The sequence below is a fragment of the Streptomyces sp. NPDC050704 genome (assembly GCF_040654355.1).
Lineage (GTDB): Bacteria > Actinomycetota > Actinomycetes > Streptomycetales > Streptomycetaceae > Streptomyces.
This window is the reverse complement of record NZ_JBFAHW010000075.1, coordinates 1-16,940: the sequence shown is the minus strand read 5'-3', so window position 1 is coordinate 16,940 and position 16,940 is coordinate 1. Positions and strand designations below refer to the sequence as shown.

The 16,940-nt window shown below is 71.1% G+C and carries 16 protein-coding genes; 9 read left to right on the top strand and 7 right to left on the bottom strand.

Translation table 11 applies throughout. From position 1 onward, the window contains the following. Positions 1–648 (top strand): methyltransferase domain-containing protein, encoded by a 648-nt coding sequence (locus AB0I18_RS34305; RefSeq protein ID WP_363109575.1) that lies wholly within the window; start codon positions 1–3, stop codon positions 646–648. A gap of 285 nt (positions 649–933) precedes the next feature. Here AB0I18_RS34305 and AB0I18_RS34300 read toward each other — a convergent pair whose 3' ends face one another. Then, complete coding sequence (locus AB0I18_RS34300) at positions 934–1,605, bottom strand: ANTAR domain-containing protein (protein WP_363109574.1); 672 nt, start codon at positions 1,603–1,605, stop codon at positions 934–936. Positions 1,606–2,161: 556 nt separating this feature from the next. Here AB0I18_RS34300 and AB0I18_RS34295 point away from each other — a divergent pair. Both AB0I18_RS34295 and AB0I18_RS34290 read left to right on the top strand, forming a co-directional pair. Next, on the top strand, positions 2,162–2,458 hold the full coding sequence (locus AB0I18_RS34295) for an STAS domain-containing protein (protein ID WP_363109603.1): 297 nt from the start codon (positions 2,162–2,164) through the stop codon (positions 2,456–2,458). Beyond that, positions 2,455–3,381 carry an anti-sigma factor RsbA family regulatory protein gene (locus AB0I18_RS34290; protein ID WP_363109573.1) on the top strand — a complete coding sequence of 309 codons (927 nt, stop codon included), beginning with the start codon at positions 2,455–2,457 and terminating at the stop codon, positions 3,379–3,381. The genes AB0I18_RS34295 and AB0I18_RS34290 overlap by 4 nt, the downstream gene beginning before the upstream one ends. Positions 3,382–3,486: 105 nt before the next feature. Here the strand turns inward: AB0I18_RS34290 and AB0I18_RS34285 are convergent, their stop codons facing one another. Further along, positions 3,487–4,173: a WHG domain-containing protein gene (locus tag AB0I18_RS34285; RefSeq protein WP_363109572.1), complete on the bottom strand. Its 687-nt coding sequence runs from the start codon at positions 4,171–4,173 to the stop codon at positions 3,487–3,489. An 86-nt stretch (positions 4,174–4,259) separates the two neighbouring features. Here AB0I18_RS34285 and AB0I18_RS34280 point away from each other — a divergent pair, with 86 nt between their 5' ends. Continuing rightward, on the top strand, positions 4,260–6,455 hold the full coding sequence (locus tag AB0I18_RS34280; RefSeq protein ID WP_363109571.1) for an MMPL family transporter: 2,196 nt from the start codon (positions 4,260–4,262) through the stop codon (positions 6,453–6,455). A gap of 93 nt (positions 6,456–6,548) precedes the next feature. On the opposite strand, the gene AB0I18_RS34275 is transcribed toward AB0I18_RS34280, so the two are convergent. The 4 genes from AB0I18_RS34275 to AB0I18_RS34260 all read right to left on the bottom strand — a co-directional run bounded on the left by AB0I18_RS34275 (position 6,549) and on the right by AB0I18_RS34260 (position 11,024). After that, positions 6,549–7,568: a serine/threonine-protein kinase gene (locus tag AB0I18_RS34275; protein ID WP_363109570.1), complete on the bottom strand. Its 1,020-nt coding sequence runs from the start codon at positions 7,566–7,568 to the stop codon at positions 6,549–6,551. Next, complete coding sequence (locus tag AB0I18_RS34270; RefSeq protein ID WP_363109569.1) at positions 7,568–8,197, bottom strand: hypothetical protein; 630 nt, start codon at positions 8,195–8,197, stop codon at positions 7,568–7,570. Before AB0I18_RS34270 ends, AB0I18_RS34275 begins: the two co-directional genes overlap by 1 nt. Positions 8,198–8,202: 5 nt before the next feature. Continuing rightward, positions 8,203–10,539 carry an FHA domain-containing protein gene (locus AB0I18_RS34265; RefSeq protein WP_363109568.1) on the bottom strand — a complete coding sequence of 779 codons (2,337 nt, stop codon included), beginning with the start codon at positions 10,537–10,539 and terminating at the stop codon, positions 8,203–8,205. A 74-nt stretch (positions 10,540–10,613) separates the two neighbouring features. After that, the gene (locus AB0I18_RS34260) at positions 10,614–11,024 is read right to left on the bottom strand and encodes a hypothetical protein (protein WP_363109567.1); all 411 of its coding nucleotides are present in this window, start codon (positions 11,022–11,024) and stop codon (positions 10,614–10,616) included. 357 nt (positions 11,025–11,381) lie between these two features. Here AB0I18_RS34260 and AB0I18_RS34255 point away from each other — a divergent pair, with 357 nt between their 5' ends. The 3 genes from AB0I18_RS34255 (at position 11,382) to AB0I18_RS34245 (ending at position 13,197) form a co-directional block, all read left to right on the top strand. Beyond that, positions 11,382–11,765 (top strand): nuclear transport factor 2 family protein, encoded by a 384-nt coding sequence (locus tag AB0I18_RS34255; RefSeq protein ID WP_363109566.1) that lies wholly within the window; start codon positions 11,382–11,384, stop codon positions 11,763–11,765. A 77-nt stretch (positions 11,766–11,842) separates the two neighbouring features. After that, positions 11,843–12,130 carry a DUF1905 domain-containing protein gene (locus tag AB0I18_RS34250; protein WP_363109565.1) on the top strand — a complete coding sequence of 96 codons (288 nt, stop codon included), beginning with the start codon at positions 11,843–11,845 and terminating at the stop codon, positions 12,128–12,130. Between the two features lie 113 nt (positions 12,131–12,243). Then, on the top strand, positions 12,244–13,197 hold the full coding sequence (locus tag AB0I18_RS34245) for a hypothetical protein (RefSeq protein WP_363109564.1): 954 nt from the start codon (positions 12,244–12,246) through the stop codon (positions 13,195–13,197). Positions 13,198–13,283: 86 nt separating this feature from the next. Here AB0I18_RS34245 and mgrA read toward each other — a convergent pair whose 3' ends face one another. After that, positions 13,284–14,282, bottom strand: a complete 999-nt coding sequence (gene mgrA, locus AB0I18_RS34240; protein WP_363109563.1) for an L-glyceraldehyde 3-phosphate reductase — start codon at positions 14,280–14,282, stop codon at positions 13,284–13,286. Between the two features lie 113 nt (positions 14,283–14,395). On the opposite strand from mgrA, the gene AB0I18_RS34235 reads away from it, so the two are divergent. Then, positions 14,396–15,307, top strand: coding sequence for a LysR family transcriptional regulator (locus AB0I18_RS34235; RefSeq protein ID WP_363109562.1), 912 nt, complete (start codon positions 14,396–14,398; stop codon positions 15,305–15,307). A gap of 67 nt (positions 15,308–15,374) precedes the next feature. Continuing rightward, on the top strand, positions 15,375–16,877 hold the full coding sequence (locus AB0I18_RS34230) for a carotenoid oxygenase family protein (protein WP_363109561.1): 1,503 nt from the start codon (positions 15,375–15,377) through the stop codon (positions 16,875–16,877). The last annotated feature ends 63 nt before the right edge of the window (positions 16,878–16,940 follow it).

The following is a 16,940-nucleotide window of genomic DNA, read 5'->3' as shown; positions in this document are numbered from 1 at the left end:
ATGATCGAGCCGGACTTCCTGCGCACCACTCGAACGGCGTACGACTCCGTGGCGGTCCAATACGCCGAGCTGTTCGCCAACGGACTTGAGGACCAGCCGCTGGACCGGGCGATGCTCGCCGCGTTCGCCGACCTGGTGCGGGCGGGCGGCGGCGGGCCGGTCGCCGACATCGGCTGCGGACCGGGCCATGTGACCGCGCTCCTGCACTCCCTCGGGCTCGACGCGTTCGGCATCGACCTGTCGGCGGAGATGGTCGCACTCGCCCGCGAGGCCCATTCCGGGATCCGTTTCGACCAGGGATCGATGACCGCCCTGGGGCTCGAGGACGGCAGCCTCGGCGGGGTACTCGCCCGGTACTCGATCATCCACACCCCGCCGGAACGGCTGCCGGAGGTGCTCGCCGAGTTCCACCGGGTGCTGGCCCCGGGCGGCCATCTGCTCCTCGCGTTCCAGGCCCACGACCGGCCCTCGGAACTCGCGGAGTCCTTCGACCACAAGGTGGCACTCGCCTACCGCTGGTCGCCGGACCGCGTCGCCGATCTGCTGCCCGAGAACGGTCTCGCCGAGGTGGCCCGCCTGCTGTGCGCACCCCGCGAGGACGACGAACGGGGTTTCCCGCAGGCCCACTTGTTGGCCCGCCGGGTTTGAGGAGCATCGCGGGCCGAGGGAGACCGCGGCCACGAAGACGCCGCGCAGGACGGCAACCAGGGCTGACACCGCTCCGATCCAGCCAGGCCTGACGCCCCTCGGAGACGGCCGAAGCGGGCACCGGACAGAGGGGGTCGCACGGCCTGACGCCGACGGGCCGTCGCCGAGAGCCTGACCCCCGCAGGGACGTACCCCCGCCAGAAGAAGGGCGCGGGGTACGTCCGTGAGCGATGCGCATCGGTGTGGGCCGGCCCGGTCCGCGCCCGGGCAACCCCGCTCGTCACCTCACTTGCGGCGGGTGAGTTGGCGGGTGGTCGCGTCGTACAGTGCGCGCCGAATGGGTTCTGAGGGTGCGGGGCCGTCCGTTGTGCCGGCGACGACGGCTGTGGCGACGGTGCGCAGTTTGGTGTTCGCGTGCTGGGAGGCGTCGCGCAGAACGTGCCAGGCTTCGTCGGAGCTGCACGACTCGACGGCCATGAGGATGCCCCGGGCCTGGTCGATCACCGGCCGGGAGACGATGGCCTGCCGGAGTTGCCGGACCTCCTCCTGCAGTTGTCGCACCTGTTCCGCGCGTTCGGCGGCCACCGCCGAGTGGTGCGCGGCCGGGTCGGCGGCGGAGTGTCCGGGCCGATGCCGCCGGTCGGCGGAGGCCGATTGGGGCGGCGGGATGCCGGGTTCCGATTCCCTGTCGTCGGCCGGCAGGCCGGTGAGTTCCAGGACCCGGCGAGGCTGCCCGCCCCAGTTGACGGTCCGGGTGGGGACGCCGTACAGCCTGCTGTGGTCCGTCAGGTGTTCCAGGAACTGCAGTCCGGCGGAGTCCATGAAGGTCACGTCCGCCATGTCCAGGACGAGCCCGTCCGTCTCGCCCGGGAGTTCCTCCAACGCCCGGTCCAGCACGGTGACACAGCCGTAGATGATTTCGCCGCGGGGCCTCAGGACAGCGGTGGTTCCGTCCATCTCGCTGGAGATGGCCAGGGTGCAAGCGCCCAGGGAAGCCGCCCGAGACGGGACGGTTGTCGGGCCGGTTACTGACGACATGTCCTCCCCCTGACCGATCGGTAGAGTCCGTACGCCTTGATGGGCCGCACGCCGGTCCGCTCCTGCCGACAACTCACGGCAGCTCACGGCAGTTCTCGGCTCGCGGCCCTCTGTGCTCCCCACTCCCCCTTCCCGCCGCACAGTGGTCTATTCACGGGACGGTGCCGAATGCGCCCGGCCCGCGACGGGCAGGCGCAGCGTATGCGCCAGGTGAAGTGGGGGGTATGGAGCGGAGTCGGGCCCCGGAGGCCGGCTCCGTGGATTCCGTCCGTTGAACGGGCTGTCGGCCCAGGCCGTGATTCTCTGCGGGAGCGGGGACCCGCTCGGGGCGATGTCCCGAGGGCGACCCGCGCCGGCCGCGTGTGGATACTGGGATGGAACCGGTGGTACTCCAGGGGTGATGGACGTGACCAGTTCTCGGAAGCCGGCCGCGCCGGCAGCTTTGTCGGCGGCCGGGTCCGCGGGCGTGCTGATGATGTGTCCGCTGACGGACCGTACGGGTTGGCAGGCGGCCGGCGAGGTCAGTCTGGCCACGCGCCCGACCTGGGAGCAGACGTTGCGCCGGCTGACTCTGCAGGACGTGGAGGTGTGCCACTTGGAGCTTTCCGCGGTCACCTTCGTCGACGTCGCCGGTGTCTCCGCCCTGGCGGTGGCCGCACAGGGGCTTCCCGAGGGGCGGCGCATCATGCTCGAACAGCCGCCCGCCGCCGTGCCGCGCGTGCTGGAGATGTTCTGGCCCGGCCTGCCCGGCGTTGAGGTGGTGGCGCGATGACGGCCCCGGCCTCCGACACGTTCGTGCACCCAGCCTTGTTCTACCGGGGCGAGAAGGAGTACGTGGACGGCACCGTGCCCTTCATCCGCGACGGTCTGACAGCCGGGGAGCCGGTGGCGGTAGCCGTGCCAGGACCGAACCTGGCCGTGCTCCGGGCGGCCCTGGGCGAGGATGCCACGGGTGTCCGGTTCGTCGACATGACCCGGGCGGGGCGCAATCCCGGACGGATCATCCCCAGGGTGCTGCGCGCCTTCGCCGACGCCCACCGGGAGACGCGGGTGCGGATCATCGGGGAGCCGATCTGGCCCGGCCGCTCCGGCCTGGAGTACCCGGCGTGCGCCCAGCACGAGGCCCTGATCAACCCGGCGTTCCAAGGCCGGGACGTAACGATTCTCTGCCCGTACGACGCCGAACGGCTCGCCAGGCGGGTGCTGATCGACGCCTACGCGACCCATCCCGTCGTCATCTCCGGCGGTCAGCGGCTGAACAGTGCCGCCTACGCGCCCGAGCATGTCGTCCTGCACTACAACCAGCCCCTGCCGGTCGCGGCGGTGACGGAGGAACACGTCTTCGGCGCCGACGACCTGCCGGGCGCCAGGCACCTCGTGGTGGAGCGGGCCGTGCGACTCGGCCTGTCCGGTGTCCGTCTGGAGGACCTGGCGCTGGCCACCGCCGAACTGACCACCAACAGCGTGGTGCACGGCGGGGGTTGGGGCAGCGTGCGGGTCTGGGCCGAGAACGGCCAGGTGGTGTGCGAGGTCCGCGACCAAGGACACGTCGTCGATCCGCTCGCCGGCCGCCGACCGCCGGCACGGGACCAGCGGGGCGGCCGGGGCCTGCTGCTGGTGCACTACCTCTCCGACCTCGTCCTCACTCACACGGGTCCCGACGGCACGACCGTCCGCTGCTACTTCGACTTCTGACCGACGTCGACGTCCGTCCGCCGTCGGACCGAGGGAAGAGACCGCGTCCTGATTCCTGAGGGAAGTCCCGGTCCCGAGGGAGGACCTGGCCGGATTACGCGCTCTTCACTTGTTCCGCCGCTCTTGGGGATCGTCCCCGACGGTGAGTCCGGCAACGAGGGTTGCCAGAGACTGTTCCACCGTGGCGTCCCGCTGTTCGACGGAGAGCCGGGCGAGCGGACCGTCCAGGATCAGCAGGGCGAGACCGTGCGCCACCGCCCAGGCCGTGGCCTCGGCGCCCGGCCGGTTCCGCACGGGCATCCGGCCGGTCGCGGCCAGGTCGTCGAGGGCTTTTGTCAGCACGTTGAACGCGATGTACTGCGGTTCGGAGGCGGCCGGGGTGACCCCGGCCCAGTCCATGGCCTCGCCGGGCTCCTCCGGCGTGCGGCAGAAGGCCGTGCGGAAGAGCCCGGGGCGTTCGAGCGCGAAGCGGACATAGCCCCGGCCCAGCGCATTGAGGCGCCGCATGGCCGTCTCGCCCGGATCACCGGCCTCGGACACCTCGGCGACGGTCGCCGCCATGAAGGCGGTGAGTGCCTCCTGCCCGCGGACCTTCACGCTGTGCAGCAGGTCGCCCTGACCGTCGAAGTGGCGGTAGGCGGCGGTGGGCGAGACGCCCACGCGGCGCGCGGCCTCGCGCAACACCACCCGCTCGGGCCCGCCTTCGTTCGCCAGGTCGACGGCGGCGGCCACCAGAGCGTTGCGCAGGTCGCCGTGGTGGTAGCCGGCCTTGCTCCCCGAGGTTGTTGCCATACTTGCATCCTGCCTGATGTTGACAGCGTTAACACTACCTGTCAGAGTCAAAGTCAACAGTGTAAACATTGAAGGGGGAGACGACCATGCTGACGTGGATCGCCGAGCTGGCCCTGCGCAGGGCGCGGCTCATGCTCGTACTCGCGGCCGTCGCCGTGGTGGCCATGGCAGTCGTCGGTTTCGGCGCGTTCGGCAAGCTGCAGGGCGGTGGCTTCGAGGATCCGGACGCCCCCTCCAGCCGTGCCCAGGCCGTCATCGACGACCGGTTCGGCGGCGAGACCGACCTGGTCCTCCTGGTGAAACCCACCGACGGCGGTGCCCTCGGCTCCCCCGCCGTCGAGGAGCGCGGCAGGACCCTGACCGACGGCCTCAAGAACGATCCCGATGTCACCAACGTGATCTCCTACTGGGACACCGGAAGTTCCGCCCTCACCTCCAGGGACGGTGACAAGGCGCTCGTCCTGGCCCATGTGGACGGGAACGAGAGCGAGCGCGAAAAACTCGCCGAGGGACTGATCGACGAGTACACCGGGGAACGGGACGGGGTGAGCGTGCAGGCCGGCGGTGCCGCGGCCGTCGGCAACGACGTCTCCGCGCAGGTCGCCGCCGACCTCGCGGTGGCGGAGGCGATCGCCGTGCCGGTCACCCTGGTACTGCTGGTGCTCGCCTTCGGCAGCTTCGTCGCCGCGCTGCTTCCGCTGGTCATCGGACTGATCGCGATCGTCGGGACGTTCGCCGAGCTGTACGTCCTCGGCAGCGTCACCGACGTCTCCGTCTTCGCCATCAACCTCACCACCGCCCTCGGGCTCGGCCTCGGCATCGACTACGCGCTGCTGCTGGTCAGCCGCTTCCGCGAGCAGCTCGCGAGCGGCGCCGAGGTGCCCGACGCCCTGCGCACCACCGTGCGCACGGCCGGGCGGACCATCGTCTTCGCCGCCGCCACCGTGGCCGCGGCCCTGGCCACACTGCTGATCTTCCCGCCCTACTTCCTGCGCTCCTTCGCCTACGCGGGCATCGGCGTGGTCGTGGTCGCCGTGCTGGCCGCCCTCTTCGTCATACCGCCACTGCTCGCGGTCCTCGGCCACCGGGTCAACAAGGGCCGGCTGCCCTGGGCGGCGGCCGCGCGCCGGGCCGACGCGCCCTTCTGGGGCAGGCTCGCGGGCCTGGTCATGCGACGGCCGGCGCTCACCGCGCTCCCGGTCCTCGCGGTGCTGCTGCTCGCCGCGAGCCCGCTGATCGGCGTCACCTTCGGCACCCCCGACGAGCGGGTGCTGCCCAAGGACGCCGGCAGCCGCCAGGTCGCCACCCAGACGCAGCAGGAGTTCCCCGAGAACGACAACGGTGCGATCCAGGTCGTCACCACCGGAGCCGTGGCTGCCGCGCCGCTCTCCTCGTACGCCGGTGAACTCTCGGCCCTCGACGGGGTGACCCGGGTCGACTCCAGCGAGGGCAGCTACCGCTCGGGCAACGCGGCCGGCCCCGCCAACCCGACGCTCGGACGGCCCGACGCCCAGCGGCTCCTGGTCGTCAGCGACCTCGCTCCCAAGTCGGACGCGGCCCAGGAACTGGTGCGCTCGGTCCGCGCCGTGGATCCCCCGGCCGGCACCGAGACGCTGGTCGGCGGTGACGACGCACGGCTCGTCGACTCCAAGCACTCCATCGGGGTACGGCTCCCCATCGCCATCGGACTGATAGTCGCCAGCACCTTCGTCCTGCTGTTCCTCTTCACCGGCAGCGTCGTCCAGCCGCTGCGCGCCCTGCTGCTCAACGCGGTGTCCATGGCCGCGGCGATCGGCACGATGGTGTGGATCTTCCAGGACGGTCATCTGGCCTCCTTCTTCGGCTTCACCCCGCAGCCGATGGACACCTCCATGACCGTGCTGATGTTCTGTGTCGCCTTCGGCCTCTCGATGGACTACGAGGTCTTCGTGACCAGCCGGATGAAGGAGCTGCACGACGCGGGCGCCGACCGGCACACCGCGGTGACCCAAGGGCTGGCCAGGACCGGACGGCTGGTCACCATGGCGGCCGGACTCCTCGCGGTCTCCTTCTTCGCCTTCGGCACCAGCGACATCAGCTTCCTGATGATGTTCGGCCTCGGAAGCGGCCTCGCCATCGTCATCGACGCGGTCGCCGTGCGCGGGGTGCTGGTGCCCGCGGCGATGCGGATCCTCGGCCGGTCCGCCTGGTACGCCCCGGCCGGCCTGCGCAGGCTGCACGCGCGGGTCGGGCTCACCGAGGCACCGGAAGAGGAGCCGCGGCGTTCACGGGTGGACGCCTGAACTCCATAGACGGGGGTACGGGAAGGGCCCCGCCGGAATGATCCGGCGGGGCCCTTCCCTCTCTCGCGCTGCCGGCCGGTTCCGTCTCGCGGGCTATTCGCCGGTGAGCTTCCCGTACCGCGGCCGGGTGAAGACCGGCAGCGCCCAGCCCGGCGGTTCGGGTACGGGGCCCGGGCCCTCGGCGCCCCCGGCGCCCGGGACGTCCACCAGGGTCGGCGTGCGGCCCCTTTCCTGAACTCCCGTCGCCGCCGCCCGCAACGCGGCCACGAAGTCGAGGCAGGAGTCGTAGCGGCCCTCGGGGCTCTTGGCGAGGGCTCTGGCCATGACACCGTCGACCGGAGGGGGAAGATCGGGGCGCTGTTCGGTCAGGCGGGGCGGCTGGTCGTACTGGTGGGCCCACAGCAGTGCCATGTCGTCGTCGCGCTGGAAGGGCGGCCGGCCGGCCAGGGCCTCGTGGAGGACGCAGGCGAGGCTGTAGACGTCACAGCGGCCGTCGACCGGGCGCCCGGAGATCTGCTCGGGCGACACGTAGTCGAGCGTGCCGACGAACTGGCCGACGGTGGTGAATCCGGTCAGGGACAGGGACTTCTTCGTGAGGCCGAAGTCGGTGAGGTAGGCGTGCTCCGGGTGGTCGCTGTCCGTGCCCGCCGCCACCAGGATGTTGCCCGGTTTGACGTCGCGGTGGACCAGTCCGTGGTCGTGGGCGGCGTCGAGCGCGGACGCCACCTGGGCGGCGATCCGGGTGGCCACCGAGAGGGCCAACGGGCCTTCCCGGTCCAGCAGATGGCGCAGGTCACGGCCGGCCACGTACCGCATGGCGATGTAGAGGACGCCGTCGGTCTCGCCCGCCTCGAAGACCGGCACGATGTGCGGGTGGTCGATCGCGGCGGCCACCCGTGACTCGTGCGTGAAGCGTTTGCGGAAGGTGTCGTTGCGGGCGAGCTCGGGCGCGAGCAGTTTGAGGGCGACGGTCCGGTCGAGGCGCAGGTCCTTGGCGCGGTAGACGACGGCCATCCCGCCGCGGCCGATCTCGCGCTCGATCCGGTAGCCCGCGATCTGCTGGCCGATCAGCCCGGAGGGCCGTCCCGAGTACACGCTCGTGTCGTGCGGCATCAGCCGTCACCGGGACCCGTGACCAGCCGGGTGGGATCGTGGCCGACGTCCCCGACGACCTGGGTCGGTTCGGGTCCGGTGGCCCCCACGACCTGGGTCGGCTCCGGTCGGGCCCCGGCGGGTGGTTCCGGTCCGGCCGCGGCGGGTGGTTCCGGTGTCGCGTACGTGCTCAGTCGGGTGCCGTCGCAGTACACCCACCGCTCGTGCTCGGCCTCGTACAGCCACACGGCCTCCCCGTCGACGACAATCCCGACCCGCACGCCTCGCGTGCGGCCGTGGAACGACTCCCCGTCGAGCCGCCCGTCCGTCAGCTCGTCGACCGCCTGCCGGTAGCGGTCCAGCGCCTCCTCGACGCGGGCCAGCAGCGGGCGCGGGTCCGCGGTGCGGGCGAGCGGTTGGCCCGCGGCGGGCGGCTCCTGCGGTACGGCGAGCAGGAGACGGCCGTCGACCCACGCCGACCAGCCGTTGGCGCAGAGGACATGGCCCCAGTCGCCGAGCCGTTCGACGAGCCGGACCGGCAGCAGGGCGTCGAGGGGCACGGTCGGCCGGGCCGGGTCCGGAGCCTCCCAGGCGGGCATGCCGTCCCGCGGAACGACATGCGTGGGGCGGAAGTCGGGGGTCGTCGTCATCTCGCCTACTTCCGCATGACCTCGGGTTCGTGCCGCCGCAGCAGCCGGGCGACCAGGTACCCGAAGACGGCCGAGAGGACGACGAGCATGCCCATGTTGAGCAGCCACACCCCCGTCGAGTGCCGGAACAGCGGGTCGGCGGTCAGCTCGCCGGGCACCAGCCGGGCCAGACCGACGGTGCCCGCCATCGCGCCCAGCGCCCACCGCGACGGCACCAGCCAGGACAGCTGCTCGATGCCCGGTACGCCATCGAGTTTCAGCAGCGCACCGCAGAACACGACCTGCACGATGGCGAGGAGCACGAGCAGGGGCATCGTGACCTCCTCCTTGCGCACCAGCGCGGAGACGAGGAGGCCGAGCATCATCGCCGTGAAGGCGAGCAGCGCGACGGCGAGCGTGATCTCGACGAGGGGCGACAGGAGCACGCCTTCGCCGCCGGGCGCGTTCAGGTCGACGCCGAGCAGCGCGACCAGGGTCAGCACGACGGCTTGCAGGACGGTGATGGCGCCCAGGACGACGACCTTGGACATCAGGTACGCCGATCTGGACAGGCCCACGGCCCGTTCGCGCTGGTAGATCACGCGTTCCTTGACCAATTCCCGCACGGCGTTGGCCGCCCCCGTCAGGACTCCACCGACACAGAGGATGAGCAGCGCGTTCATCGCCGTCTCCTGCGTCAGCTTGCTCCCGGCCAGCGCCCGGGCCATGGCGCCCATCACGAACGGCAGGGCGATCATGATGGCGAGGAACGTCCGGTCGGCGCCGAGGGCGGCCGCGTACCGGCGCACCAGCGTGTTCAGCTGGGAGCCCCAGCTCTGCGCCTTGGGCGGCCGGGGAACCGTGCCGGCTGCCGGGGCGGCCTGAGCGAGGTGCGGCTGGGCGGTGGAGTTGACGATGTACTGCCGGTGCTGGAGCGACTCCCGGTAGTCGCCCGCCCAGTCCCGGTCATGGTCCCGTTCGAAGGCCTCGAACGCCTCGGGCCACTGCTCGTAGCCGAAGAAGGCGAGCGTCTCGTCCGGCGGCCCGTAGTAGGCGACCTTGCCGCCGGGGGCGAGGACGAGCAGCCGGTCGCAGACGTCGAGGCTGAGCACACTGTGGGTGACCACGATGACGGTCCGGCCGTCGTCGGCAAGGCCGCGCAGCATGTGCATCACGGAGCGGTCCATGCCGGGGTCCAGTCCGGAGGTCGGCTCGTCGAGGAAGAGCAGCGAGGGCTTGGTGAGCAGTTCGAGAGCCACGCTGACGCGCTTGCGCTGGCCGCCGGAGAGGCTGTGGATGGACTGCCCGACCCGCTCCTCCAGGCCCAGCTCGCGCACGACCTCGTCGACCCGGGCCCTGCGCTCGGCCTTCGCGGTGTCCTGCGGGAAGCGCAGCTCGGCAGCGTAGGTGAGGGCCCGCCGCACGGTCAGCTGGGCGTGCAGGATGTCGTCCTGCGGTACCAGGCCGATGCGCTGGCGCAGCTCGGCGTAGTCCCGGTACAGGTCGCGGCCGTCGTACAGGACCGTGCCCAGGTCGGCGGGGCGCTGCCCGGTCAGCGCGTTGAGCAGCGTGGACTTCCCGGCGCCGCTGGGCCCGACGACGGCGAGCAGGCACTTCTCGCCGACGGGGAAGGAGACCCGGTCGAGGAGGGTCTTGCGGCCCCGGTCGACGGCGACCGTCAGGTCCTGCACGTCGAGGGAGACCTCGCCGGTGTCGACGTACTCCTGCAGCTGGTCGCCGACCAGGCAGAACGCCGAGTGGCCGATCCCGACGATGTCGCCCTCGGCCATCGCGGCGCGGGTGACGGGCCGGCCGTTGAGGAACGTGCCGTTGTGGCTGCCCAGGTCGACGATCTCGTACGTGGCGTCCGGCAGCGCCCGCAGCTCCGCGTGCCGTCGGGAGACGATGAGGTCGTCGACGACCAGGTCGTTGTCGCCGCCGCGGCCGATGCGGACGGTACGGGCGGGCAGCGGGCGCACGGTCGTGGGCTGCCGGAACGTACCGGTCGCGGCCGGCATGGAGACGGCAGAGGGGCGCTCGGGCGCGGGCGGGGGCCGGCCGACGAGTACGGCGCACGGGCCGTCGGCGGGGTTGCCGAAACGGATGACGCTACCCGGTCCCACGTCCCACTCGTGGACGCGGCGGCCGTCGGCGTACGTACCGTTCGTGCTGTTCTCGTCCTCCAGCGTCCAGTGGTCGGCGTCGGGCCGCAGGACCGCGTGGTGCCAGGAGACCCGGGCGTCGTCGATGACGATGTCGCTCAGCGGGTCCCGTCCGACGTGATAGTCGTGGTTCGGGGTCATCACCGTGGAGCCCGTCTCGGTTTCGAGGACGAGTTCGGGCACTGCCGACCGCTCTCCCATGCCAGAATTCTAGCTATTCGTCCACATATTCGCCTGGCAGACGGGAGCCGCCCGTTCGCCGCTCCCGTGCCGGGTCAGGCGGCCGGGACGGACAGGAAGGGGATGGTGCGCTGCATCCGCAGGGCGTCGACCGACTCCGCGAGCAGCTCGTACTCGGTGGTCTCGTCCTTCGTCGCGATGCGGACGAGTTGCCCGGCGGCCAACGCGTCGGCCGCCAGCTCCTGTTCGTCGATGTCGCCGCACCATGCGCGCAGCACGCCCGGCACGTCCGGCGTGGTGGCGGCCACGGGTGCCATCGAGTTCGGCGGGAAGTACGGGGCGTCGGGGTTCGGATCCAGTCGCTCGGCGATCCATGACGCCCGGTCCCGTAACCACCACAGTGCCAGTGCCAGGGTCGGTGCCCGATACGTGCCGAGCGGTACGCCGATCCGCAATCCCCCGCACACCCCGTACGCGGTGACATGGCACAGGAATTCGTCGTGCACGATCGCTCCCCCATTACATCCGCTTGCTGCGGGTCCGGCCTCTCTTTCCTGCGGCTCGCTTGCTGTGCACGATGGCGCTGTTCGATCGACGGTTCAACGACGGTGAATGGTCCCAGCATTCAAGTATCGCCACCCCTGACACAGTGTCACCATGCCTTTCCGGCCAGTCTCCTGGCATATTCACGACGATGGTTGGCCGAAATGACGCGGGCTCCGTCGGCCCCGGTCCCGCAGGCCCATTACCCGAGGGGTAATCGACGCGCCGGGCGCCGCCGGGCAGGGTTGCGACACCGGATCCCGAGAGCGTCCGATCCGGACCCTGACCAGTACGTACGACCTCGATGGAGGCTGATCGCCATGTCCGCGAACCAGAACCGATACGAGTCCGCCGTCGCCCGTTACTTCGAGGCCTGGAACGCGGCCGAGAACGAGGCGTTGGCGAAGGCCGTGGCCGCCGCCTGGACCACGGACGGCAGCTACACCGATCCGCTCGCCGATGTCAGCGGGCATGACGGGATCGCGGCCGTGATAGCCGCGGCCCATGAGCAGTTCCCCGGCTTCTCTTTCCGCCTCACAGGGACTGTGGACGGACACCATGACATCGCCCGCTTCGGCTGGGAGCTGGTCAGCACGGCGGACGGTTCGGCGCCGGTCGCCGGGTTCGACGTGATCTCCCTGGACGGCGAAGGGCGGATCCGGAGCGTGCGCGGATTCCTGGACCGGGTGCCCGCCGGAGCCTGATACGGCGGCCGCGATGAGTTTCGCCGCGCCCGGTGGTCTCCATAGGTGAGAGATCACCGGGTGAATCGGAGAAGACCATGAGCACGGACACCGAACTGGATCAGCAATTCACCGCCGTACTTCGGAAGAGCCCCGAAAAAGGCGGCTGGACCTATCTCGTCTGGCCCGATTCCGTCGCGTTCTTCGGCACCCGGGGACTGGTCAAGGTCCGCGGGACGATCGACGGCCGTCCCTTCCGGAGTTCGTTCATGGCCCTTGGCGACGGTACGCACAAGCTGCCCGTGAAGGCCGACATGCGCAAAGCCATCGGCAAGGAGGCCGGCGACACCGTCACCGTACGTCTGGAGGAACGCATCACGGACTGAGTCCTCTCGTGGCCACGGCTTGACCGGATCCCCGTACGGCAGGACTCTCACCGCAGACCGCTCCGCGATGGGGGGATTCCGGAGCGGCCGACGCGGCGAACTCGGGGAGACTTATGGAACTCGCCACAGACTCCAACTCCGTGATCTACATCCACGGAGCGGGCAACAAGCCTCCGGCGGACGAACTCAAACGCGCCTGGGACCAGGACCTGTTCGAGCGGGACATGGGCGACCGGACGCGGATGGTGTACTACGCCGACCTGCTGCACCGCCGGCCGGCCGCCATCTCGGCCGACGCCTGCGGTGCGGACGGCGCCCTGGCGGCGCTGGTGGCCGACGCTCTGGTGACCGACGCCCTCGTGAGCGGCTCGGTCGCCGACGACGCCGAGGTGTCCGAGGAAGCCGAAGTGCGCGAGGCGCTCGGCGCAATGACTGCGGAGCAGCAGGAGTTCGCCCTGTCGCTGACGATCAGCATGGCCGCCCGTGCCGCGGCCCCGCCCGCGCCCGCCGCACTCGCGGTGGCCGGACCTGGGGCAGGAGCCGCCGCCGTCACCGCCGAGCTGCTGCCCCTGCCGGAGCCGCTCCGCCGTTTCCTGCTGCGGCAGCTGCTCCGGCGCCTGATCCCGGACGCCAACCGCTACTTCTTCACCGAGGCACGCAACGCGATCCGGGACCGGCTGCGCACCGCTCTCGACGCGGCGACCGGGCCGGTGGTGCTGGTCAGCCACAGCCTCGGGACGGTGGTCGCCTATGACGTGCTCAGCGAGCAGCGCTTCGCGCGCAAGCCGGTCCCGCTGTTCGTGACGCTCGGCTCACCACTCGGCTACACCGAGGTCCAGGACGTCGTCGCCAGGCCGCTGCGGATTCCCGCGCCCGTGCGGCTGTGGATGAACTTCGCCGACCGCTTCGACCTCGTCACCCTGGACACCACCCTCGCCAACGACTTCAGGGCGGCGGCCAGGATGATCGCCGACATCCCGGTCGACAACCGGTCGCCGAACAACCACGCGTCCTGCGGCTATCTGCGTACCGGACGGGTGCGCAGTGCGGTGACCGCGGCGGTGTGACCCCCGATGCGACTGTCCCGACGTGACCGTGCCCCACCCGCGCGGTCGCGCGGGTGGGGCATCCAGTGGCATCCGCGGCGTGCAGGTTACGCCGCCGCCTGCCGCACGATCTCGTCGATCCGGGCGAGCTCGTCCTCCGTGAACTCCAGATTGCGCGTGGCAGCCACGCTGTCCTCCAGCTGCTGGGGACTGCTGGCGCCGACCAGTGCGGAGGTGACCCGGCCGCCGCGCAGCACCCAGGCCAGCGCCATCTGGGCCAGGGACTGGCCGCGCGACTTGGCGATCTCGTTCAGCGCGCGCAGGTGGCCGACCAGCTCGTCGGTCACCTTGTCGGCACTCAGGAAGGGGCTGTCGCTCGCGGCCCGCGAACCCTCCGGAATCCCGTCCAGGTAGCGGCCCGTGAGCAGGCCCTGCTCCAGCGGCGAGAAGGCGATGGAGCCCACCTCCAGCTCGTCGAGCGCGTCCAGCAGGCCGTCCTCGGGGCGCCGGTCGAGCATCGAGTAGCGCGGCTGGTGGATCAGCAGCGGGGTGCCAAGGTCGCCGAGAATCCTGGCGGCCTCGCGGGTCTGCTCGGGCGAGTAGTTGGAGACGCCGACGTACAGCGCCTTGCCCTGCTGGACCGCCGAGTGCAGAGCGCCCATCGTCTCTTCGAGCGGGGTCTCCGGGTCGGGACGGTGGGAGTAGAAGATGTCGACGTACTCGAGGCCCATCCGGGTCAGGCTCTGGTCGAGTGAGGACATCAGGTACTTGCGCGAGCCCCACTCGCCGTACGGGCCCGGCCACATCAGGTATCCGGCCTTGGTGGAGATGACCAGCTCGTCGCGGTACGCCGCGAAGTCCGCCGTCAGCGCCTCACCGAGGGCCGACTCCGCGGCACCGGGCGGCGGCCCGTAGTTGTTGGCCAGGTCGAAGTGGGTGACGCCCAGGTCGAACGCGCGGCGCAGGATCGCCCGCTGGGTGTCCACCGGCCGGTCGGGGCCGAAGTTGTGCCACAGGCCGAGCGACAGCGCGGGCAGCTTCAGTCCGCTGCGTCCGGTGCGCCGGTAGGGCATGTCCGCATAGCGGTCGGTGTGTGCGGTGTACAACACATTCTCCAGAGGGATCGGTACGGAGGGGCCCGGCGTCCACTGTCACCTGCCCGGTGGGCAGCGGTCCAACAGGAGAATCGGATGGGATTCAGCGGATACGCTTCTCAATCATGGAATTGCGCCACCTTCAGCACTTCGTCGCGGTAGCCGAGGACCAGCACTTCACCCGGGCAGCGGAACGGCTGATGGTGTCGCAGTCGGGCCTGTCCGCCTCGATCCGCGCCCTGGAGCGGGAGCTGCGGGCCCCGCTCTTCGTCCGCACCACCCGCCGGGTCACACTCACCGAGGCAGGGCGTGCCCTGCTGACGGAGGCGGAACGGATTCTGGCCCAGGTCCGCGCGGCCCACGACGCCGTGGCCGCCGTTCAGGGCGTGCTGCGCGGCACGCTCTCGGTGGGCACCGAGCAGTGCATCGCCGGGGTGCCCGTGGCCCAGCTGCTGGCCGCGTTCCGGAGGCAGCACCCGGACGTGGAGATCCGGCTGCGGCAGGCCGGATCGGGCGTGCTCGCCGAGGACGTCGCCGCGGGCCGCCTCGACCTGGCGTTCGCCGTCACGACCCGCGCCGACACCGAACAGCTCCGCTGCCTGCCCCTGACCAGTGAGCCGATGACCGTGCTCTGCCATCCCTCGCACCGCCTGGCGGCCGGTGGGCCGGTCACCCCGGACGAGCTGGGCGGCGAGGCCTTCGTCGACTTCCACCCCGACTGGGGTCCGCGCCGCACCACCGACGCGGCCTTCGCCGCAGCGGGCGTGCACCGGACGGTCACCCTGGAGGTCAACGACGTGCACGGCCTCCTGGACCTCGTCGAGGAGGGTCTGGGCATCGCCGTCGTGCCGCGCCACTTCGCCCACAAACGACCGGCCCTGCCGGCCCTCCCCCTCAAGGCCGACACCGAGACGCCGTACGAGACCGTCGCCATGCTGCCGCCCCCGGAGGCGACCAGTCCGGCCGCCCGGGCCCTCATGTCGCTGCTCGAAACAGGGGGCCTGGCACCACCCCCGGAGGGGCTCCAGCACTCCTGACCGGCCCCGCCTCCCGCAGCAGACTCGTGCACATCGACCACGACAACTGCGGGACAGGGGTGCGGAGATGACTGAGCACAGCCGACGGAACGTACTGCGCGGGGCGGCGGCCCTCGCGGCGGCGGGCGGACTCATGGGAGCGACCGGGGGACTCGCGGCAGGCTCAGGTGCTTCCGCCGCGGCGAAGAAGCGCCACCACCCCTTCCTGGAAGGGGCGTTCGCACCGGTCACCGAGGAGCTGACCGCCTTCGACCTCCCCGTCACCGGACGGATCCCGCGCGAGCTGAACGGCCGCTACCTCAGGAACGGGCCGAACGTCCTGGGCCTTGAGGACCCCCGGGCGCACCACTGGATGCACGGCGCCGGCATGGTGCACGGCGTGCGGCTGCGCGACGGCCGCGCCGAGTGGTACCGCAACCGCTGGGTGCGCTCCGCGGGCGTCGCCGAGCAGCTCGGCGAGCCCTACCCGGGGCCGGTGCCGCCGGACGACTTCCCGTGCAACACCCACGTCATCGGGCACCGCGGAAAGGTCCTGGCCCTCCAGGAGGGCGGCCCGCTGCCCTACGAACTCGACTACGAGCTCAACACGGTGGGCACCTACGACTTCCGCGGCACCCTCAAGGGCTCGTTCACCGCGCACACCAAACTCGACGCCAAGACGGGCGAGCTGCACGCGATCACGTACTACCCGACCTGGAACCACGTACGGCACGTGGTGATGAACGCCGCGGGGCGGGTCGTACGGACCACCAGGATCCCGGTGGCGGACAGCCCGATGATCCACGACTTCGCGCTCACCGAGAAGTACGTCGTCATCCTCGACATGCCCATCACCTTCGACCCGGCGGGTGCGGCGCGGGGCGACCTGGTGCCGTACGTGTGGAACGACCGGCATCCGGCGCGGGTGGGTGTCATGCCGCGGGCCGGCGGGCGGATGCGCTGGTTCGAGGCGGAGCCGACGTACTACTCGCACACCCTCAACGCGTACGACGAGGGATCGTCGGTGGTCGTCGACCTCACGGCCTATCCGGGGCCCTTCCTCGTCGCGGGGCGCGGCTCCGGCGGCCCGTACGGGCCGAAGACCGTCCGGCTGCACCGATGGACCGTCGACCTCGAACGGGGCCGCGTGCACGACAAGGTCCTGGACGACCGGCCGCAGGAGTTCCCGCGCGTCAACGAGTCGCTGGTCTCGCGCAGGCACCGGTACGGATACACGACGGCCGCCGCCGAGATGACCCTGGCGTATCTGACGGCCGACGGGAACCCGCCCGACCGGGCCTTCAACAGCGAGCTGATCAAGCACGACCTGCTCCGCGGGACGTCGCAGGTGCACCGGCTACCCAGGGACGCGGCGGTGGGAGAGGCGGTGTTCGTCGCCTCGGATCCGACGGACGCGAGGGCGGCGGAGGACGACGGTTACACGCTGGCGTACGCCCACAACCCCGAGCGAGGTGCGGCGGATCTGCTGATCCTGTCCGCCCAGGACTTCACGGGTGAGCCGGTGGCCCGGGTCCATCTGCCCGGGCGGGTGCAACTGGGCTTCCACGGAAGCTGGGTGCCGGACGCGTGAGGTAGGGCGCCGCCCTCGCGAAGCTCTACGGCCGTCAGATGCACCTCAACCTGGACGTGGACC

Bases quoted from the DNA above. Each gene is read 5' to 3' on its own strand.
- AB0I18_RS34305 (WP_363109575.1), top strand. From the start codon at position 1: ATGATCGAGCCGGACTTCCTGCGCACCACTCGAACGGCGTACGACTCC.
- AB0I18_RS34300 (WP_363109574.1), bottom strand. From the start codon at position 1,605: ATGGACGGAACCACCGCTGTCCTGAGGCCCCGCGGCGAAATCATCTAC.
- AB0I18_RS34295 (WP_363109603.1), top strand. From the start codon at position 2,162: ATGTGTCCGCTGACGGACCGTACGGGTTGGCAGGCGGCCGGCGAGGTC.
- AB0I18_RS34290 (WP_363109573.1), top strand. From the start codon at position 2,455: ATGACGGCCCCGGCCTCCGACACGTTCGTGCACCCAGCCTTGTTCTAC.
- AB0I18_RS34285 (WP_363109572.1), bottom strand. From the start codon at position 4,173: ATGGCAACAACCTCGGGGAGCAAGGCCGGCTACCACCACGGCGACCTG.
- AB0I18_RS34280 (WP_363109571.1), top strand. From the start codon at position 4,260: ATGCTGACGTGGATCGCCGAGCTGGCCCTGCGCAGGGCGCGGCTCATG.
- AB0I18_RS34275 (WP_363109570.1), bottom strand. From the start codon at position 7,568: ATGCCGCACGACACGAGCGTGTACTCGGGACGGCCCTCCGGGCTGATC.
- AB0I18_RS34270 (WP_363109569.1), bottom strand. From the start codon at position 8,197: ATGACGACGACCCCCGACTTCCGCCCCACGCATGTCGTTCCGCGGGAC.
- AB0I18_RS34265 (WP_363109568.1), bottom strand. From the start codon at position 10,539: ATGGGAGAGCGGTCGGCAGTGCCCGAACTCGTCCTCGAAACCGAGACG.
- AB0I18_RS34255 (WP_363109566.1), top strand. From the start codon at position 11,382: ATGTCCGCGAACCAGAACCGATACGAGTCCGCCGTCGCCCGTTACTTC.
- AB0I18_RS34250 (WP_363109565.1), top strand. From the start codon at position 11,843: ATGAGCACGGACACCGAACTGGATCAGCAATTCACCGCCGTACTTCGG.
- AB0I18_RS34245 (WP_363109564.1), top strand. From the start codon at position 12,244: ATGGAACTCGCCACAGACTCCAACTCCGTGATCTACATCCACGGAGCG.
- AB0I18_RS34235 (WP_363109562.1), top strand. From the start codon at position 14,396: ATGGAATTGCGCCACCTTCAGCACTTCGTCGCGGTAGCCGAGGACCAG.
- AB0I18_RS34230 (WP_363109561.1), top strand. From the start codon at position 15,375: ATGACTGAGCACAGCCGACGGAACGTACTGCGCGGGGCGGCGGCCCTC.